Below are 15,202 nucleotides of genomic sequence, written 5' to 3' on the forward strand. Positions count from 1 at the left end.
TTGCGCCCGTTGTTATTGCCCTGGAGGCCGGATTTGTTTACAAACTCCGCCGTCAGCTGCCCGCCGGAAGCACGTACGCCCTGACATAATCGCCCGCCTTGGTGCCCAGTGACCCATGGCCGCCGGCCACCACCAGCAGGTATTGCCGGCCATCGGCGCCGGTGTAGGTCATGGGGGTGGCTTGGCCGCCGGCGGGCAGGCGGCTCTTCCAGATTTCCTTGCCGGTGTTCACGTCGTAGGCACGCACGTAGTAGTCGAGCGTACCGGACAGGAAGGCGACGCCGCCCGCCGTGGTCAGCGGCCCACCCAGATTGGGCACACCCATGCGAAAAGGCAGGGGCACGGGGGCCAGGTCGCGCACAGTGCCGTTTTTATGCTGCCAGGCAATCGCACCCGTCGTCAGGTCGGCGCCCGCCACATAGCCCCAGGGCGGCGCCTGGCATGGAATGCCCAGCGGCGAGACAAATGCGCTCAGCTTGACGGCGAACGGCGCGCCGAAATTTTCATTGAGCGAGGGCAGGCTGCCTTCGGGCCGCTCCTTGCCCTGCACCAGGAGGCTGGTGTCGTCGGTGCGGGGCACGAGTTTGGAGACAAAGGCCAGGTAGGTCGGCGTGGCGAAGACCATCTGCCGCTCCGGGTCCACCGCCACGCCGCCCCAGTTGAACACGCCGAAATTGCCAGGATAGATCAGTGAGCCTTGCGTGGAAGGCGGCGTGAAGCGGCCCTCATAACGCAGCCGGTGAAAAGCAATGCGGCAATAGAGCTGGTCGAACAGGGTGGCGCCCCACATGTCGCGCTCCGTCAGCGGCGGCGGGTTGAACGACAGCGCCGAGTTCGGCTGGGTGGACGCGGTGCGGTCGCCCTGCGCGGCTCCCTGCGGTGCCGCTGTTTCCACAACAGGCAAAAGCGGCGTGCCGGTGCGGCGGTCAAGCACAAAGATCTCGCCCTGCTTGGTGGGCTGGACCAGTGCGGGCACCCGGTTGCCGCCCACGGTAAGGTCTACCAGGCTGGGCTGGGCCGGCACGTCGTAATCCCACAAGTCGTGGTGCACGGTCTGGAAGTTCCAGCGCACCTTGCCGGTGGCCAGGTCCAGCGCGACGACGGACGACGAATACGTTTCCACCGCGGGGCTGCGCTGGCCGCCCCACTGGTCGGGCGGCTGGTTGCCCAGCGGCACATAGACCATGCCCAACGCTTCGTCGACGCTGGAAACGGACCAGCTGTTGGGCGAATTGGCGGTGTAGGTTTGCCCCGCCGCGAGCGGAGCGGTGGCGTCCGGCTTGCCGGAGTCCCAGTTCCAGACCAGCGCGCCGGTGTCGATGTCATAGGCGCGGATCACGCCGGACTGCTCTTTGGTGGAAACGTTGTCGAGCACCGTGCCGCCCACGATGATGAGCTTGGCTGTCACCACCACCGGTGAGGTGGAGTAGTAGGCGCCGGGCTTGACGTTGGGCATGCCGGCCCAGAGATCGATCTGCCCTTTGCCGCCGCCGAAAGAGGCGCAGACCTTTCCGGTGTCGGGGTTCAGGGCAATCACGCGGCCGTCTGCCGTGGGCATGAACAGTTTGGCCGGGCAGTCGGTGGACGTAGCGGCAGCTGCCCTAGTCGCAGCGGCAGGGGGCTGGTAAGACAGGCCGCGGCAGGTCAGGTGCTGCAGCGCGAGCTTGTTCTGTATCTCGGGATTAAAACGCCAAGCTTCCGCGCCGGTGGTGGCATCGAGCGCAATGACGGACTGATGCGGCGTGCACAGGAAAAGCCGGTTGCCCACTTTCAGCGGGGTCACCTCGAAGGTGGTTTCTGCCGGGTCGCCAGGCTGGCCACGCATGTCACCGGTGCGGTACTGCCACGCCATTCCCAGGTTTTCCACGTTGTCGGGGGTGATCTGGCTCAGCGGCGAATACCGCTGCCCCTGGCCGGTACGCCCGTAGGCATGCCATTCGCCGGCGGGCACGGCATCAGTCGGTCGCGCGGCCGATGCGCCGGTGGGCGGCAGCGGCAACATACCCGTCACGCGGTTGGCATCATGCAGCCAGGTCGCCACCGAGGCGATGAAGAAGAGCGCCAGCGCGGCACCCAGCGCCCACTGGCCGGCGCGCACGCCGGATTGGCCCGGCACTTCGGCCTGCATGGCACGGGCAAGCATGGGGGTCAGCAGAAAGAGGCCAATGAGAAATGGCACACCCCCCCGCGCAGCCAGCGGCCACCAGTCAAGCCCGCCTTCCGACAACGCCCATGCGAGCGTGCCCACCAGCAGGAGCGCGTAGGTCCACAACGCTATCGGTCCGTACTGGATCAACAGTACGCCCGTCAATACAAAAGCCAGGCCGGCCACCAGGTAATACCAGGAGCCTCCCAGCACCACCAGCCAGATGCCCGGCAAGGCCAGCACCCCTCCGATCAGCACGAGCACCAGGCCGGTGAAAAAGGCGGAGCGAAGGCGCGGGATAGCTGACACTTTTTATTCTTCCTGATGCGTCCGTACAGGCTCCCAATCTATTCCCACATCGGCCCGCCGCGCGTCAGCCATGAGCTAACGCAGCTGTAGGCGACGCCAAGAAAACGGCCGCGCGCAAACCGATGGATAAGAAAGATACAGAAAGAGATGTCTGCGCGACGTTGATGCCGCGACAGCCGGGTCAGCCGGCCGCGCGGGTGCGGCGCGTTTTTCGCGCGATAGCATGCGGGCGCAATTCATGCGGCTCCAGGTAGAACTGCGTGTTGCCAACCAGCCGTTCCACCGCCAGGTCGATGAAGGCCCGCGCACGGGCAGGCTGCGCATTGCGGCTGCCGTAGTAGACATAGAGGCCGAGATGCTCGGTGACATGCTGCGTCAACAGCGGCACCAACCGGCCGGCGCGCACCAACGGCGCAGCGGTGGCGCCGATCAGCTGGCCGATGGCCTGGCCGGCCACGACAGCGCGGGCTTCAAGGTCCACGTCATTGGTGAGGAAGGACGCGGCGACGGTACGGGCCACCACTTCTTCACCCACCTTGAACTCCCAGGGCATGGTCTTGCCGGTGCCCGTGTGGTGAAAGCCCGTGCAGCGGTGCCCGGCCAGGTCTTCGATGGTCTGGGGCGCGCCATGCTGCGCGATGTAGGCGGGTGACGCGCACACCACCAGCTGCAGCGGCAGGATGCGGCGCGAGATGATGCCGCCCGCGGGCGGCGCACCGGCGCGAAAGCCGACGTCGACGCGGTCTTCCACCCAGTTGCCGATGCGGTCGTCCATCTGGATGTCGGGATCCACCTGCGGATAGCGGCGGCAGTATTCCTCGAGCACGGGCCACAACACCTCCAGCATGATGGAACGCGGCGCGACGATGCGCAGCGGCCCGGCGATTTCTTCGCGGGTGCGGCGCGCGCCCTGCAACGCCCGCTGCAGTGTCGAAAGGCCGGGCTGCGCGGCCTGCAGGAACTGCTCGCCCTCTTCGGTGAGGCTCAGGCTGCGCGTGGTGCGGTGAAAGAGGCGCACGCCCAGGTGCTGCTCAAGCTGGACCAGCGCCTGGCTGGCGGCTTGCGGTGTGATGGCCTGTGCGGCAGCGGCCTGGCGCAAGCTACCGAGTTCAGCAGCTTTGACGAAGGTGGAAACAGCGCGCAATTCATTGAAGGCCATGGCGGCTCCTGGCGGTTTTACGGGGAGCAAGCCCCTCATTGTCATGATTAGCTTGATTATGAACTCACCGATTGCCATCTATTCAGCACGCAATCGAAAACCTACATTGCCCTCCTCAGCAACATTTTTTAAGGGGCAAGACCATGAATGCAAAGACTGACTTCAAACGTATCTGGATGATCACCGGCGCGGCGCGGGGCATTGGCTCGCGCATTGCCGAAGCGGCGCTGGCGCACGGCGACGCGGTAGTGGCGACTTCGCGCGACGCCGCCTCAGTGCAAAAAAGATTTCCCGCGAGCGCTGCGCTGCTGGCGTTGCCGCTGGATGTGACCGACGAGGCACAGGCGGCGGCTGCCGTGCAGGCCGCATTGGCACGTTTTGGCCGCATCGATGTGCTGGTCAACAACGCCGGCTACGGCCTGCTGGGCGCGGTGGAAGAAGCCACCGGCGACGAGGTGCGGCGCCTGTACGAAACCAATGTGTTCGGCCTGCTGAACGTGACACGCGCTGTGCTGCCGGCCATGCGTGCACGCCGCAGCGGCCACGTCATCAACATCTCGTCGCTGGGTGGTTACCAGTCCGGCCCGGGGTTTGGCGTGTACTGCTCGACCAAGTTTGCGGTGGAAGGCCTGACCGAAGCACTGCATGGCGAACTGGCGCCGCTGGGCATTCACGTCACCAGCGTGGAGCCGGGTTACTTCCGCACCGACTTCCTGGACAACGCCTCGCTGGCAGTGTCGCCACGTATCCTGGACGACTACGCCCAAAGCGCGGGCAGGGTGCGCGAAACTGCCAAAGAGATCAACCACAACCAGGCGGGCGACCCGCTGCGCCTGGCGCAAGCGATGCTGAAGTTGGTGGAGGCCGACACCCCACCGCTGCGCCTGCCGATGGGCACCGACACGCTGAAAGTGATTGCAGACAAGCATGCGTTTGTGGAGGCTGAGGTGAAGACATGGAAGGCGCTGTCGGCTTCGACGGATTACACGCGGGAAGAGCTGGCCGCCTAAGCTGCGTTGCTCAGGCAGGAGAAGGGTTTGATTTCTTCAGTGCCCTGTTTAGCTCAGGCCGAACGTTTTTCTCAGGCTTGCATCGATAGAGCCTGCAGGCATGAAGCGACGCAATTTACTAAGGAGGGACGCCCGTCCGGGTGGCGTGCGGCGCATATGCCAGCAGCCAAGCGCCGCTTCGACGATGGTGTTTGCCACCTCCGAGGGTTCGGGTGCGCCATTGACGCTCGCGGCTAGCGTGCGCGAGACAATGTCGCGCTCACGTTCATAGTCCGCGATTTTTGCCTTTGCCTGAGGCGAGCTGGCTTCCAGGTTGGTCCTGGTGTGGGATGGCTCAACCAGCGACACGCGGATGCCGAACTGGCGCACCTCATGATCCAGGGTTTCGGACAGCCCTTCCACCGCATGCTTGGAGGCGGAGTAAAGCCCCATGTACGGAGCCGGAAGAAAACCGAGCACGGAGCTGATATTGACGATCCTGCCGTAACGCTGTGCGCGCATGTGTGGAAGTACCGCCTGTGTGGTGCGCAATATGCCAAACACGTTGGTGTCGAACAAGGATGCAGCCTCGCTGATGGTGGTTTCCTCCACCGCGCCGATCATGTTCATTCCCGCGTTGTTGACCAGCACGTCGACACAGCCGGCCTGGTCGATGATGGACTGGATTGCGCGTTGAACGGAAGCTTCGTCGCGAACATCCATTTCGACAAGTTCGACACCGGGCAGAGGTATCGCTTTGGCGATGCTGCGCACGGTGCCAAACACCCGGCATCCCAGCTTCGCGAACTTTTCTGCGGTAACACGCCCGATGCCTGATGACACCCCGGTAACAACAACAACGATGGAGTTCGGCATGGCAGATCTTTCGATACGCAAATGGGGAAGGAGCGCAAATCAGCGCGGATCCGCTTCTGGCGCCGGGCGGATCTTGAACCAGATGGAATACATGGCCGGCAGGAACACCAGCGTCAGCACCGTCCCGGCGAAGGTGCCACCGATCAGCGTGTAAGCGAGGGTGCCCCAGAACACCGAATGGGTCAGCGGAATGAAGGCCAGGATCGCCGCCAATGCGGTCAGGACCACCGGCCGGGCGCGTTGCACGGTGGCCTCAACAACTGCGCGGAACGGATCCAGTCCCTCCTGTTCGTTATGGCGTATCTGGCCAATCAGGATCAGCGTGTTGCGCATCAGGATGCCCGAGAGCGCAATCAACCCGACCAACGCATTGATGCCGAACGGTTGCCGGAACAGAATCAAGGTAGGCACTACACCGATCAGCCCCAGCGGGCTGGTCAGGAAGACCATGACCATCGCCGAGATCGAGCGTGTCTGGAAGATGATGATGAGCAGGGTGATTGCCAGCATGATCGGGAACAGCGGCAACATCGCCGTCATCGCCTTGCCTGATTCTTCGATGGCGCCGGCTTCCTCAATGCGGTAGCCGCCCGGCAGCTTGTCCATGATGGGCTGAACCTGCTGGCTGATGGCTGCTGACACGTCCGGTGGCTGCATGCCTTCGGCAATATCACCCCGAACGGTGATCGTCGGCATGCGGTCACGTCGGCGCATGACCGGTTCCTCCGCGCGCACGTCGACCTTGCCCAACTGCGACAGCGGTATGCGTTGCCCGTTGACGCCGGTCAGTGTGAAGTCTGCGATCCTGGCTGGGTCAAGGCGGATGGCGCCGGCCGAGCGGGCTGTGACCTGCACGGTGCGAATGTCCTCACGCACGGCGGTCAGTGGAACACCGCTCAGCAGGAACTGCAGTTGTTGCGCCACGGCGCTGGAGGTCAAACCCACGGCCTGCAATCGATCTTGCTGCAAGGTAAAGTGCAGCGCGGGTGTGCGCGTTCCCCAATCATTGTTGACGGTACGCATCATCGGGCTGCCATGCATGACCTGCTGCACTTCGGCCGCGATCTCGCGCAGCTTGTCCGGGTCTGGCCCCGTGATCCGGTAGGCGACCGGATACGGCGAGTAAGGACCAAACACGAGCTGGGTGACACGCACGCGCGCCCCAGGGGCGAGGCCACCGGCAATCGCCTCGCGCAGCCGCATTTTCAACACCTCGCGCTCATCCTGGTTGTCGGTGCGCACCACGATCTTGGCAAATGAGGGGTCGGGCAGTTCCGGGCCCATGGCCAGGTAAAAGCGCGGCGCGCCCTGGCCGATGTAGGCCGTGACGATCTTCGCTTCCGGCTGCCTGGCCAACCAGGCTTCCACCGTCGCCGTGCTGGCGCTGGTCTGGGTGATGGAGGTGCCGTACGGCATCTGCACCTCGACCAGCACTTCGGGGCGGTCGGAGATGGGGAAGAATTGCTTCTTGACCACGGCCATCCCCAACACGGAAACCACAAAAAGACCCACCACTGCAACGGCGACCAGCCACTTGCGAGCGATGACGCGCGCCAGTATTTGGCGGAAGCGGTTGTACCGCGGCGTGTCGTAGAGCGCGTCGTGGCCGCCCTCGATCTTTTTAAGTTCAGGCAGCAGCTTGACGCCAAGATAGGGTGTAAAGACCACGGCAACCACCCATGACGCGATCAGCGCAATGCCGACGATCCAGAACATATTGCTGGTGTATTCCCCTGCAGTCGATCGGGCGAAACCGTTCGGCATGAAACCGACGGCCGTGACCAGCGTGCCCGAAAGCATGGGCGCGGCAGTGTGGCTCCAGGCATAGGCGGAGGCTGCGATGCGGCTATAGCCTTCCTCCATCTTGACCACCATCATTTCGATGGCGATGATGGCGTCGTCGACCAGCAAGCCCAGCCCCAGGATCAGGGAACCCAAGGTGATGCGGTCGAAATTCTTGCCGGTCGCGGCCATCACCACAAAGACCGCCGCCAGCGTCAGCGGCACGGCCGCGGCGACCACGATACCGACCCGCCAGCCCATGCTGACAAAACACACCAACATAACCACCAGCAACGCGACGAAGAACTTGACCATGAACTCATCGACCGCCGAGCTGATGTTGACGGCCTGGTCTGTGACCTTGGCAAGACTCATACCCTGCGGCATATCGGCATTGATCGCGCCGACCTCTTTATCGATCGCCTTGCCCAGGTCGAGTCCATTCCAGCCGTCACGCATGATGATGCCCAGCAACAGGGCGGGTTCGCCGCCATTGCGAATCATGAAAGTCGCCGGGTCTTCATAGCCACGCTTGACTGTGGCGATGTCCGACAGTTTTAACGTGCGGCCTTGCGCCACGACCGGCGTATCGCGGATTTTTTGCAACTCATCCAAAGCACCATCCAGGCGAATGAACACTTGCGGCCCCTTGGTCTCCACGGAGCCGGCCGGCGTCAGGGCGTTCTGGCTATTGAGTGCGGCGAACACTTCCTGCGGGCCAATGCCCAGTGTCGCCAGGCGTTCGTGTGAGAACTCGACATAAATCCGTTCGGGCTGCTCACCAACGATGTTGACCTTCTTGACACCCGGCACGTGCAGCAACCGCTGGCGCAGCGTCTCCGCATCGCGCACCAGCAAGCGCTGCGGCTCGCCTTTGGCCTTGAGCGCGAACAGGGCAAAGGTGACGTCCGCATATTCGTCGTTGATCATCGGCCCAATGACACCGGGCGGAAGGTTGCCGGTTTCGTCTCCGACCTTCTTGCGGGCCTGGTAGAACTGCTCCTGTACTTCCGAGGGTGGTGTGCTGTCGAGCAGGGTCAAGGTCGTGAAGGCCAGGCCCGGTCGGGTATAGGTCTCGGTGCGGTCGTACCAACGCAGTTCCTGCAGCCGCTTTTCAAGTTTCTCGGCGACCTGGTCTTGCATTTCCTGTGGGGTTGCTCCGGGCCAGGCTGTGATGATCGTCATCACCTTGACGGTAAAGGACGGGTCCTCGGCCCGGCCCAGCTTGAAGAATGCAATAAGCCCGGCCAGCGAGATCAGGCAGATCAGGAACAGGGTGACGGAGCGCTCGCGCACGGCGAGCCCCGAGAGGTTGAAACGGCCTTCGCTCATGGCCGCACGCTTGCGGTTGCAGCCGCCTGGCCCGCCACGCGAATTTGCTCGCCTTCGCGCAGCAGGTGCGTGCCGAGTGCGACGATCCGGTCACCCTGCTTGAATTGCCCTGCAATCTGAGCGGTGTCGTCGCCCAGACGCTGGACCTTGACCGCCCGCCACGAAACCTTTGCCGGCTCGCCCTGGATGACCCAGACGCCCGGCCCCTTGCCTGCGTCGGAGAGGGACCCGATAGGTACCGAAAAGCCGCCTTGCGTGGTGGATTTTTCATCTGGAATTTGAACAGTGACCGTGCTGCCCAATGGCGCGTTGGACAGCTCTGCATCCAGCACATAGCGCGCCTCGAACGTGCGCGTCAGGCGGTCCGCAGAGTTCGAGATCTGCCTGAGTTTGGCCGGAACGGCAGTGCCTTCCTGGCCGAAGAGCGTGGCCAGACCGGTTGAGCCAACCACAGGGCGCAAGGTTTCCGGGAGCTGAATGACGGCTTCACGGCGGCCGGCATGGGCCACACGCACCACGACCTGCCCAGCGTTGACGACCTGGCCGGGTTCCACCAGCGTTTCCATGACGATGCCATCGCCATCTGCCACCAACTCCGTATACCGGCTCGCGTTTCGGGCGACTTCGGCCTGGGCCTCGGTTGCGCTGAGCTGGGCTTTGGCCGCATCGGCTGCCGCCTTGACTTGGTCATAGGCTGAGGCCGAAATGGCACCGGTTCCACGCAGGTCCTGGTAGCGGGCTTCGTCCTGCGCCGTTTGCTGCGCCCGCGCCCGGGCGGCGGCGACCGCTTCCTGCTGCGCATGCGCGGCAAGCTTCAGGTCGACGGGATCGATGCGCATGAGCACCTGCCCGCGCTTGACGGTTTGCCCGGTATCCACAAGGCGTTCCAGCACCTTGCCGGCGACCCGGAAGCCCAGATCGCTTTGTACCCGCGCCGCTACGGTGCCGGTGAACGTGCGAGACGCAGCAACCGAGCCCTGAATGGTGGCCACCCGTACCAGAGGCGCCTCGGTACGTGGATCCGGTTGCGCCTTGTCGCCGCAAGCGGCCAACGCAAGAGGCAATGCACAAATGACTGCAGATGTAGCGAAGTAACGCCTGAGCATGAAAGTCCCACCGACGAAGTGAATTGGACTTTCATTATGGTACTAGTGACTAAATTAGTCAATAGTCACAGTCTTAATCAAGGAGAAAGACTGCGGAGCACCAGGCTCGACAAATGCGCCGGCGCCTCTTTGTTGTAGTCAAAGCTATGCTGCAAGAGCAAAGGGTTGAGGTAGGGGCGCATGACCAGATAGATGGCCAGCGCCGTCTCGTCCAGGGGTGTCTTGCGCTCAAAGTCCCCGGTTTGCCGGCCTTCCTGCAAGACATCTCGAAGCAGCTTCTGGATGCGTTCTTCGTAGGCATGGACCGCCTGCCAGCGCTCTGTCGCGGCCGATGCGGCAATCTCGTAAAGCTTGCGGTCCTGGAAAAACAGGCGAAGGCTCGCCTCGGTCATGGCTTTAAACATTCGCCGCAGCTTCTCTGGCGGCGTGTCGGCCCCGGCAATAGCCGCACTGACCTCGGTTTCGATTTCGCGCAGGCAGTTCGCGCAGATCATCTCGCCGATGGCCTGCTTGGACTCAAAGAACTTGTAGATGTAAGCCTTGGAGAACCCTATGGCCTTGGCGAGATCGGAAACAGTCGTTTTCTCGTAACCGTAGCGGCTGAAGTGCTCGGTGGCCGCGGTAACGATCTGGTCTCGCACGTCGTGGTCGACCGGGCCGCGGGCGGAAACCGGATAAGTGGTCGCTTTGTTCATGGTCTGAAGCTTACCCGCTTCCGAAACATTGAACAACGAGTGACCATATTGTATTATAGTCACTACATCGACCAATTCTCTGGAACAAGCCCCATGTTGCCCAAATCCGCCCTTGCCATCTTCATTGCTGCCGGCCTCTCGGCGGGCTGCGCCGTCGGTCCCGACTACGTCAGGCCGGATACGCCCATGCCGCAACAGTACCTGGGCCAGCCAGCGATACACCAGCGGCATGCCACGGCCCATGCCGATCTCGTCACATGGTGGACGGGTTTCGGCGATCCGCAACTGACCCGCTTCGTCACGCTGGCATTGGCGCAAAACCTCGATCTTGCGCAAGCGTCTGCTCGCGTCACGCAGGCGCGCGCAGAGCTTGGGGCGGCAAATGCTGCATTGCTGCCTTCGGGCAACGTCAGCGGCCAGGCAGCCAGAGCCTACCAATCCCTTGAAACGCCTCTGGGCAAGGTCTTGAGTTCGAGCCCTGGTTTTGACCGCCACGGCAGTTCTTACGAAGCCAATCTGGGCGCGAGCTGGGAGCTGGATGTATTCGGAGGCTTGCGTCGAGGCAAGGAAGCGGCGCTTGCCGGGTACCAGGCGTCGGAGGCGGGCGCTGCCGCCACCCGCCTGGCCGTGGCGGCACAGACTGCCGACACTTACATCATCATTCGTGGGCTGCAAACCCGCCTCGACCTTGCCCGCCGGCAGGTGCAGACGCAGCAGGAATTGCTGTCCATCACCAACCTCCTGTATGGGAAAGGGTTGGCGGCCGAGCTTCAAGTGAGGCAGGTCGAAGGTGCATTGGCCCAGGTTCGCGCGACCGTGCCGCTCCTCGAAGTGGGTCTGGACGTGGCCATGAACGCGCTTGACGTGATGCTGGGCTCATCGCCCGGAACGCATCGGCTGGAACTGGCCAATGCTGGCGCCATTCCCGCTGCCCCGCAAATCACTGCGACGGGCTCTCCGGGTGAGTTGCTAAGGCGCCGCCCTGACCTGATCGTGGCGGAGCGCCGCCTCGCCGCGTCGAATGCCCGTATCGGCGTCGCCATAGCCGAGTACTATCCCAAACTTTCTTTGGGTGGGCTGATCGGCAGCGCGACATCGGTGTCCGGTGGCAATCTGTTCACCAGCAATGCGAGTCAGGCCTCCGGCGTGCTGGGTCTTCGCTGGCGTCTGTTCGATTTTGGCCGCATCAACGCGCAGATCGACCAGGCCAAGGGGCAAGAGGCCGAGATGCTGGCTGCGTATCGGCTTGCCGTGCTGCGGGCAACTGAGGACGTGGAAAACGCCTTCTCGGCCCTGGTCAAACGCGAGGAGCAGGCTGCCTTGCTTGTCCAGGGAGTGGACTCTCTCGGCCGTGCACGGTCAACGTCGTTTGCGGGGTATCAAAAAGGCGTGCTCAGCCTGATCGAGGTCTTGCTGGCCGACGAAAACCTGCTGCGTGCGTCCGATGGGCGGGCACAGGCACAAACCGAGTCCGCACGCTCGGCGGTTGCAGCATTCAAGGCACTCGGCGGCGGCTGGCAACCCCAGGAATCCAACGCCGTCGCAATGAGATAGAAATAGCCCAACGTTGGGGAAATGCATCCGCTCTGCTCTGAAGAGATCGATTCATTTCCTCTTATGTCTTATGCCCCGCAGGGCGCTGGCTCTTGGGGCCACATCCGCACCAGCAACGCTGCCGCGCCCGACACCGCGGCCATCACGCACACGCCCTGCCAGCCGGCGTGCATGGCCGACGGCCGGCTGCTGCATCTGGCGCCGCAGTGGTGTGCCGAGCCCCTGCCGGTCTACCTGATCTACCCCTATTCGAATTTTTACCCAGCCAAGCTGCGCCGCTTTTTTGAAGCACTGCGCGAGGGGTTGCCCAAGGGCATGGGCCTGCCGGCCCGCGAGGACGGGGCCGGCACAGCCTGATCGCAGCGCCTGGGAGAGGTCAGGCGCCGGTCGTGCTGCCGGCCTGCTCTTGCAGCCATGAGGCAAACGCTTCAACGGCGCGATTGCTGTGGGCGGCAGCGGATCGTTGGCAAAGGTAATACCCGCGCGAGATCAGGACCCGGGTGTCGAAGGGCAAGACCAGCTTGCCGCTTTCGAGTTCGCTCTCGATGAGGCACGGCTGGATGACGATGGCTCCCATGCCGGCGCATGCCGCGACGATGAGGTTGTTGCCCAGATCGAACCCCGGGCCCAATACTGGCTTGGGCTGCTTTAAACCTGCACCCTCCATCCACACGGCCCAGTTGTCGGGGTAGTTGATGTGATGAAGAAGGGTATGTGCGGCGAGATCCCGCGGATGCTGAATGCTTCGCGCAAGTGCGGGCGTGCAGGCGGGCGTGATCTCGTTGCCCAGCAGATAGCGTCCGCGGATACCGCGTGGCCACCTACTTCCGGCACGCCTGAGCGCGATCCACAGGTCCACGTCGTCGCGTTTGAAGTCCTCGTCGAAATGAAATTGGCGCAGCTCCACCTCGACATTGGGGTTCAAGGACTTGAATTGCGCGAGCCTGGGGACCAGCCAGCGCGTTCCGAGGGTTGGTATGACGCTCACCCGCACTTTGCGTTGCGATGACGCGCCTCCGAACTGGGTAACGGCCGCCTCCAGCCCGGCGACATGGGTTTCGACCAGCTTCTGGAATTCGCGCCCGCGGGCCGTGGGCACAACGCCGGCCTGCTGGCGGTCGAACAGGCTGCAGCCGAGCCGTTGCTCCAGGCGCAGGATGGCCTGGCTGACAGCGCCCTGCGTGACGGAGAGAACTTCCGCCGCGCGGCGAAAACTTCCCAGCTGGCAGACCCCTAGAAACGCATGCAGTTCGGCGAGCGACGGCGACTTGAATTTCATGGCCGTATTAGATCATCTAATCAGCAGCTTTGAAATTGTCGTTTGTCGCGCGGCACTCGCGGCGTCAAACTGCCGGCCATGAGTCAAGCCATATCCCACGCCGAACCCGTCAAAATCGTCCGACCCGTCGTTGATCCCATCGCACTGGTGTGCGACTCCCCCCACAGCGGCACCTACTATCCGCAGGACTTCGATTTTTCCATTGAATTGCAGCAACTGCGGCAGTGCGAAGACACGCTGATCGAGCAGCTTTGGGACGCGGCGCCGCTGGTCGGCGCAACGCTGGTGCACGCGACGTTTCCGCGCAGCTACATCGACCCCAACCGCAGTGAGGACGACATCGACCTTGCGATGCTGGACGGCGAGTGGGCTGAGCCGGTGGCCCCTTCTCAACCCTGCCTGCGGCTGGGTAACGGCCTGGTGTTCAGCAAGACGCCGACGCTACAGCCGATCTACAGCCGCCGGCTTCATGCCAGCGAAATCAAACACCGGATTGAAAGCTGCTGGCGGCCGTATCGCCATGCGCTAGAGGACGCGCTGGCCCAGTCAAGCACCCCGCAGGGTGAACGGTGGCACCTCAACCTTCATTCCATGCCAAGCAACGCGTATGTGCGCCTGGGGTTGCCGGACAAGCCGCTGGCCGACATCGTGCTGGGCAACCTGCATGGCGCCAGCTGCAGCGCGGCTTTCGCTGACTTCGTCGGGGAAGCGTTCAAGCGGCAAGGCTATACCGTCGCACTGAACGACCCCTATGCGGGGCAAGACCTGGTGCGCACTCTTGGCCGGCCCGCACACGGACAGCACAGCCTGCAGATCGAAATCAACAGGGCGCTCTACCTTGACGAAAAGACGCGCGAGCCAAAGCGGCAGTTCCATGAACTCAGGAAGCGCATTCACCTGGTGCTGCAGGCCATCGCGGGACACATCAGGGAAGAAACCACTCACTCGAAACGCCACGTCAACCTCAAGGACACAGCATGATCACCATCCCAAGCCGTCGGAAGTTCCTGGGCATAGCGGCCGGTGCGGCGGGCGCGGTAGCGTGCCCGGCATTCAGCCAGCCGCAGGCTTACCCGAGCCGTCCCATCACACTGATCGTGCCTTTCCCGCCGGGCGGGGCGGTGGACATCTCCGCGCGCGCAATGGCCGACAAACTGGGCAGGCTGCTGGGCCAGCCGGTCGTGATCGACAACAAGGCCGGCGCAGGTGGCGCCATTGGCACCGGCATTGTTGCAAAGGCCGCGCCCGATGGCTATACGCTGGTCGTCACTTCGCAGTCGACCCATGTGGTCAATCCGGCGGTGTCGCCCAACCTGCCTTATGACGCAGTGAACGATTTCGCCTACATCACGCTGATCGACAGGCTGCCGAACGTGCTGGTCGCCAGCGCCAAACTCCCGGTCAAGACCTTTGCCGAATTCGTACGCTACGCCAAAGCCAACCCTGGCAAATTGAACTACGCATCATCGGGCAACGGCTCGGTGGCGCACCTGAGCATGGAGCTGCTCAAGTCGAAGCTGGGCCTGTTCATCACGCACATCCCCTACCGGGGCGCCGGACCGGCACTGACGGACCTGCTCTCGGGGCAGGTTCAGCTGACGTGGAACAACCTGCCCTCCAACCTGGCCATGCTGCAGAGCGGAAGCCTGCGCGCATTGGCCGTCGCCTCGCCGCTGCGCGCGCCGCAGTTGCCTGATGTTCCCACCTTCGACGAACTCAAGCTGCCCGACCTGAACCTCACGTCGTGGACGGGGCTGGCAGCGCCGGCAAAAACGCCGGAGGCCATCATCCAGAAACTCTACGACGCGGTACGCACCATCCTTCGTGACAAGGACACGCTGGAAGCCTGGCGCAAACGCGGTGCGATGCTGCCCGAGAACGTGCGGCCGGCCGAATACCGGCAGGAAGTGATCCAGCGGATCCGCTTCTTCAAGGACATCGCCCAGGCCAACAAGATTGTTCTGGAATAGCCGCG

General features: G+C 63.2%; 12 protein-coding genes. 5 read left to right on the forward strand and 7 right to left on the reverse strand.

The window, feature by feature from the left end:
• Positions 1–52: 52 nt before the first annotated feature.
• Positions 53–2,455 (reverse strand): glucose/quinate/shikimate family membrane-bound PQQ-dependent dehydrogenase, encoded by a 2,403-nt coding sequence (locus AC1D1J_RS15405; RefSeq protein WP_477695148.1) that lies wholly within the window; start codon positions 2,453–2,455, stop codon positions 53–55.
• Positions 2,456–2,636: 181 nt separating this feature from the next.
• Complete coding sequence (locus AC1D1J_RS15410) at positions 2,637–3,614, reverse strand: LysR family transcriptional regulator (RefSeq protein ID WP_477695149.1); 978 nt, start codon at positions 3,612–3,614, stop codon at positions 2,637–2,639.
• A gap of 143 nt (positions 3,615–3,757) precedes the next feature.
• Here AC1D1J_RS15410 and AC1D1J_RS15415 point away from each other — a divergent pair, with 143 nt between their 5' ends.
• The gene (locus tag AC1D1J_RS15415) at positions 3,758–4,624 is read left to right on the forward strand and encodes an oxidoreductase (RefSeq protein WP_477695150.1); all 867 of its coding nucleotides are present in this window, start codon (positions 3,758–3,760) and stop codon (positions 4,622–4,624) included.
• Between the two features lie 48 nt (positions 4,625–4,672).
• Here the strand turns inward: AC1D1J_RS15415 and AC1D1J_RS15420 are convergent, their stop codons facing one another.
• The 4 genes from AC1D1J_RS15420 to AC1D1J_RS15435 form a co-directional block, all read right to left on the reverse strand.
• Positions 4,673–5,479, reverse strand: a complete 807-nt coding sequence (locus tag AC1D1J_RS15420) for an oxidoreductase (RefSeq protein WP_477695151.1) — start codon at positions 5,477–5,479, stop codon at positions 4,673–4,675.
• A gap of 39 nt (positions 5,480–5,518) precedes the next feature.
• On the reverse strand, positions 5,519–8,593 hold the full coding sequence (locus AC1D1J_RS15425) for an efflux RND transporter permease subunit (RefSeq protein ID WP_477695152.1): 3,075 nt from the start codon (positions 8,591–8,593) through the stop codon (positions 5,519–5,521).
• Complete coding sequence (locus AC1D1J_RS15430; protein WP_477695153.1) at positions 8,590–9,699, reverse strand: efflux RND transporter periplasmic adaptor subunit; 1,110 nt, start codon at positions 9,697–9,699, stop codon at positions 8,590–8,592. Before AC1D1J_RS15430 ends, AC1D1J_RS15425 begins: the two co-directional genes overlap by 4 nt.
• Positions 9,700–9,776: 77 nt before the next feature.
• On the reverse strand, positions 9,777–10,394 hold the full coding sequence (locus AC1D1J_RS15435; RefSeq protein WP_477695154.1) for a TetR/AcrR family transcriptional regulator: 618 nt from the start codon (positions 10,392–10,394) through the stop codon (positions 9,777–9,779).
• A gap of 93 nt (positions 10,395–10,487) precedes the next feature.
• Here AC1D1J_RS15435 and AC1D1J_RS15440 point away from each other — a divergent pair, with 93 nt between their 5' ends.
• Complete coding sequence (locus AC1D1J_RS15440; RefSeq protein WP_477695155.1) at positions 10,488–11,948, forward strand: efflux transporter outer membrane subunit; 1,461 nt, start codon at positions 10,488–10,490, stop codon at positions 11,946–11,948.
• Positions 11,949–12,011: 63 nt separating this feature from the next.
• Positions 12,012–12,305, forward strand: a complete 294-nt coding sequence (locus tag AC1D1J_RS15445; RefSeq protein WP_477695156.1) for a hypothetical protein — start codon at positions 12,012–12,014, stop codon at positions 12,303–12,305.
• Positions 12,306–12,324: 19 nt separating this feature from the next.
• On the opposite strand, the gene AC1D1J_RS15450 is transcribed toward AC1D1J_RS15445, so the two are convergent.
• A complete protein-coding gene (locus tag AC1D1J_RS15450; RefSeq protein WP_477695157.1) occupies positions 12,325–13,227 on the reverse strand; it encodes a LysR substrate-binding domain-containing protein in 903 nt (300 codons plus the stop codon).
• A gap of 78 nt (positions 13,228–13,305) precedes the next feature.
• Between AC1D1J_RS15450 and AC1D1J_RS15455 the strand changes: the two genes are divergently transcribed.
• Positions 13,306–14,208: an N-formylglutamate amidohydrolase gene (locus tag AC1D1J_RS15455; protein ID WP_477695158.1), complete on the forward strand. Its 903-nt coding sequence runs from the start codon at positions 13,306–13,308 to the stop codon at positions 14,206–14,208.
• Entirely contained in the window at positions 14,205–15,197 is a 993-nt protein-coding gene (locus tag AC1D1J_RS15460) for a Bug family tripartite tricarboxylate transporter substrate binding protein (protein WP_477695159.1), read from the forward strand. Before AC1D1J_RS15455 ends, AC1D1J_RS15460 begins: the two co-directional genes overlap by 4 nt.
• Positions 15,198–15,202 lie beyond the last annotated feature (5 nt).

The sequence above is a fragment of the Polaromonas sp. P1_F8 genome (assembly GCF_056405635.1).

Excerpts from the sequence above, each read along its gene's own strand:
- AC1D1J_RS15410 (WP_477695149.1), bottom strand. The coding sequence starts at position 3,614 with ATGGCCTTCAATGAATTGCGCGCTGTTTCCACCTTCGTCAAAGCTGCT.
- AC1D1J_RS15415 (WP_477695150.1), top strand. The coding sequence starts at position 3,758 with ATGAATGCAAAGACTGACTTCAAACGTATCTGGATGATCACCGGCGCG.
- AC1D1J_RS15420 (WP_477695151.1), bottom strand. The coding sequence starts at position 5,479 with ATGCCGAACTCCATCGTTGTTGTTGTTACCGGGGTGTCATCAGGCATC.
- AC1D1J_RS15425 (WP_477695152.1), bottom strand. The coding sequence starts at position 8,593 with ATGAGCGAAGGCCGTTTCAACCTCTCGGGGCTCGCCGTGCGCGAGCGC.
- AC1D1J_RS15430 (WP_477695153.1), bottom strand. The coding sequence starts at position 9,699 with ATGCTCAGGCGTTACTTCGCTACATCTGCAGTCATTTGTGCATTGCCT.
- AC1D1J_RS15435 (WP_477695154.1), bottom strand. The coding sequence starts at position 10,394 with ATGAACAAAGCGACCACTTATCCGGTTTCCGCCCGCGGCCCGGTCGAC.
- AC1D1J_RS15440 (WP_477695155.1), top strand. The coding sequence starts at position 10,488 with ATGTTGCCCAAATCCGCCCTTGCCATCTTCATTGCTGCCGGCCTCTCG.
- AC1D1J_RS15445 (WP_477695156.1), top strand. The coding sequence starts at position 12,012 with ATGTCTTATGCCCCGCAGGGCGCTGGCTCTTGGGGCCACATCCGCACC.
- AC1D1J_RS15450 (WP_477695157.1), bottom strand. The coding sequence starts at position 13,227 with ATGAAATTCAAGTCGCCGTCGCTCGCCGAACTGCATGCGTTTCTAGGG.
- AC1D1J_RS15455 (WP_477695158.1), top strand. The coding sequence starts at position 13,306 with ATGAGTCAAGCCATATCCCACGCCGAACCCGTCAAAATCGTCCGACCC.
- AC1D1J_RS15460 (WP_477695159.1), top strand. The coding sequence starts at position 14,205 with ATGATCACCATCCCAAGCCGTCGGAAGTTCCTGGGCATAGCGGCCGGT.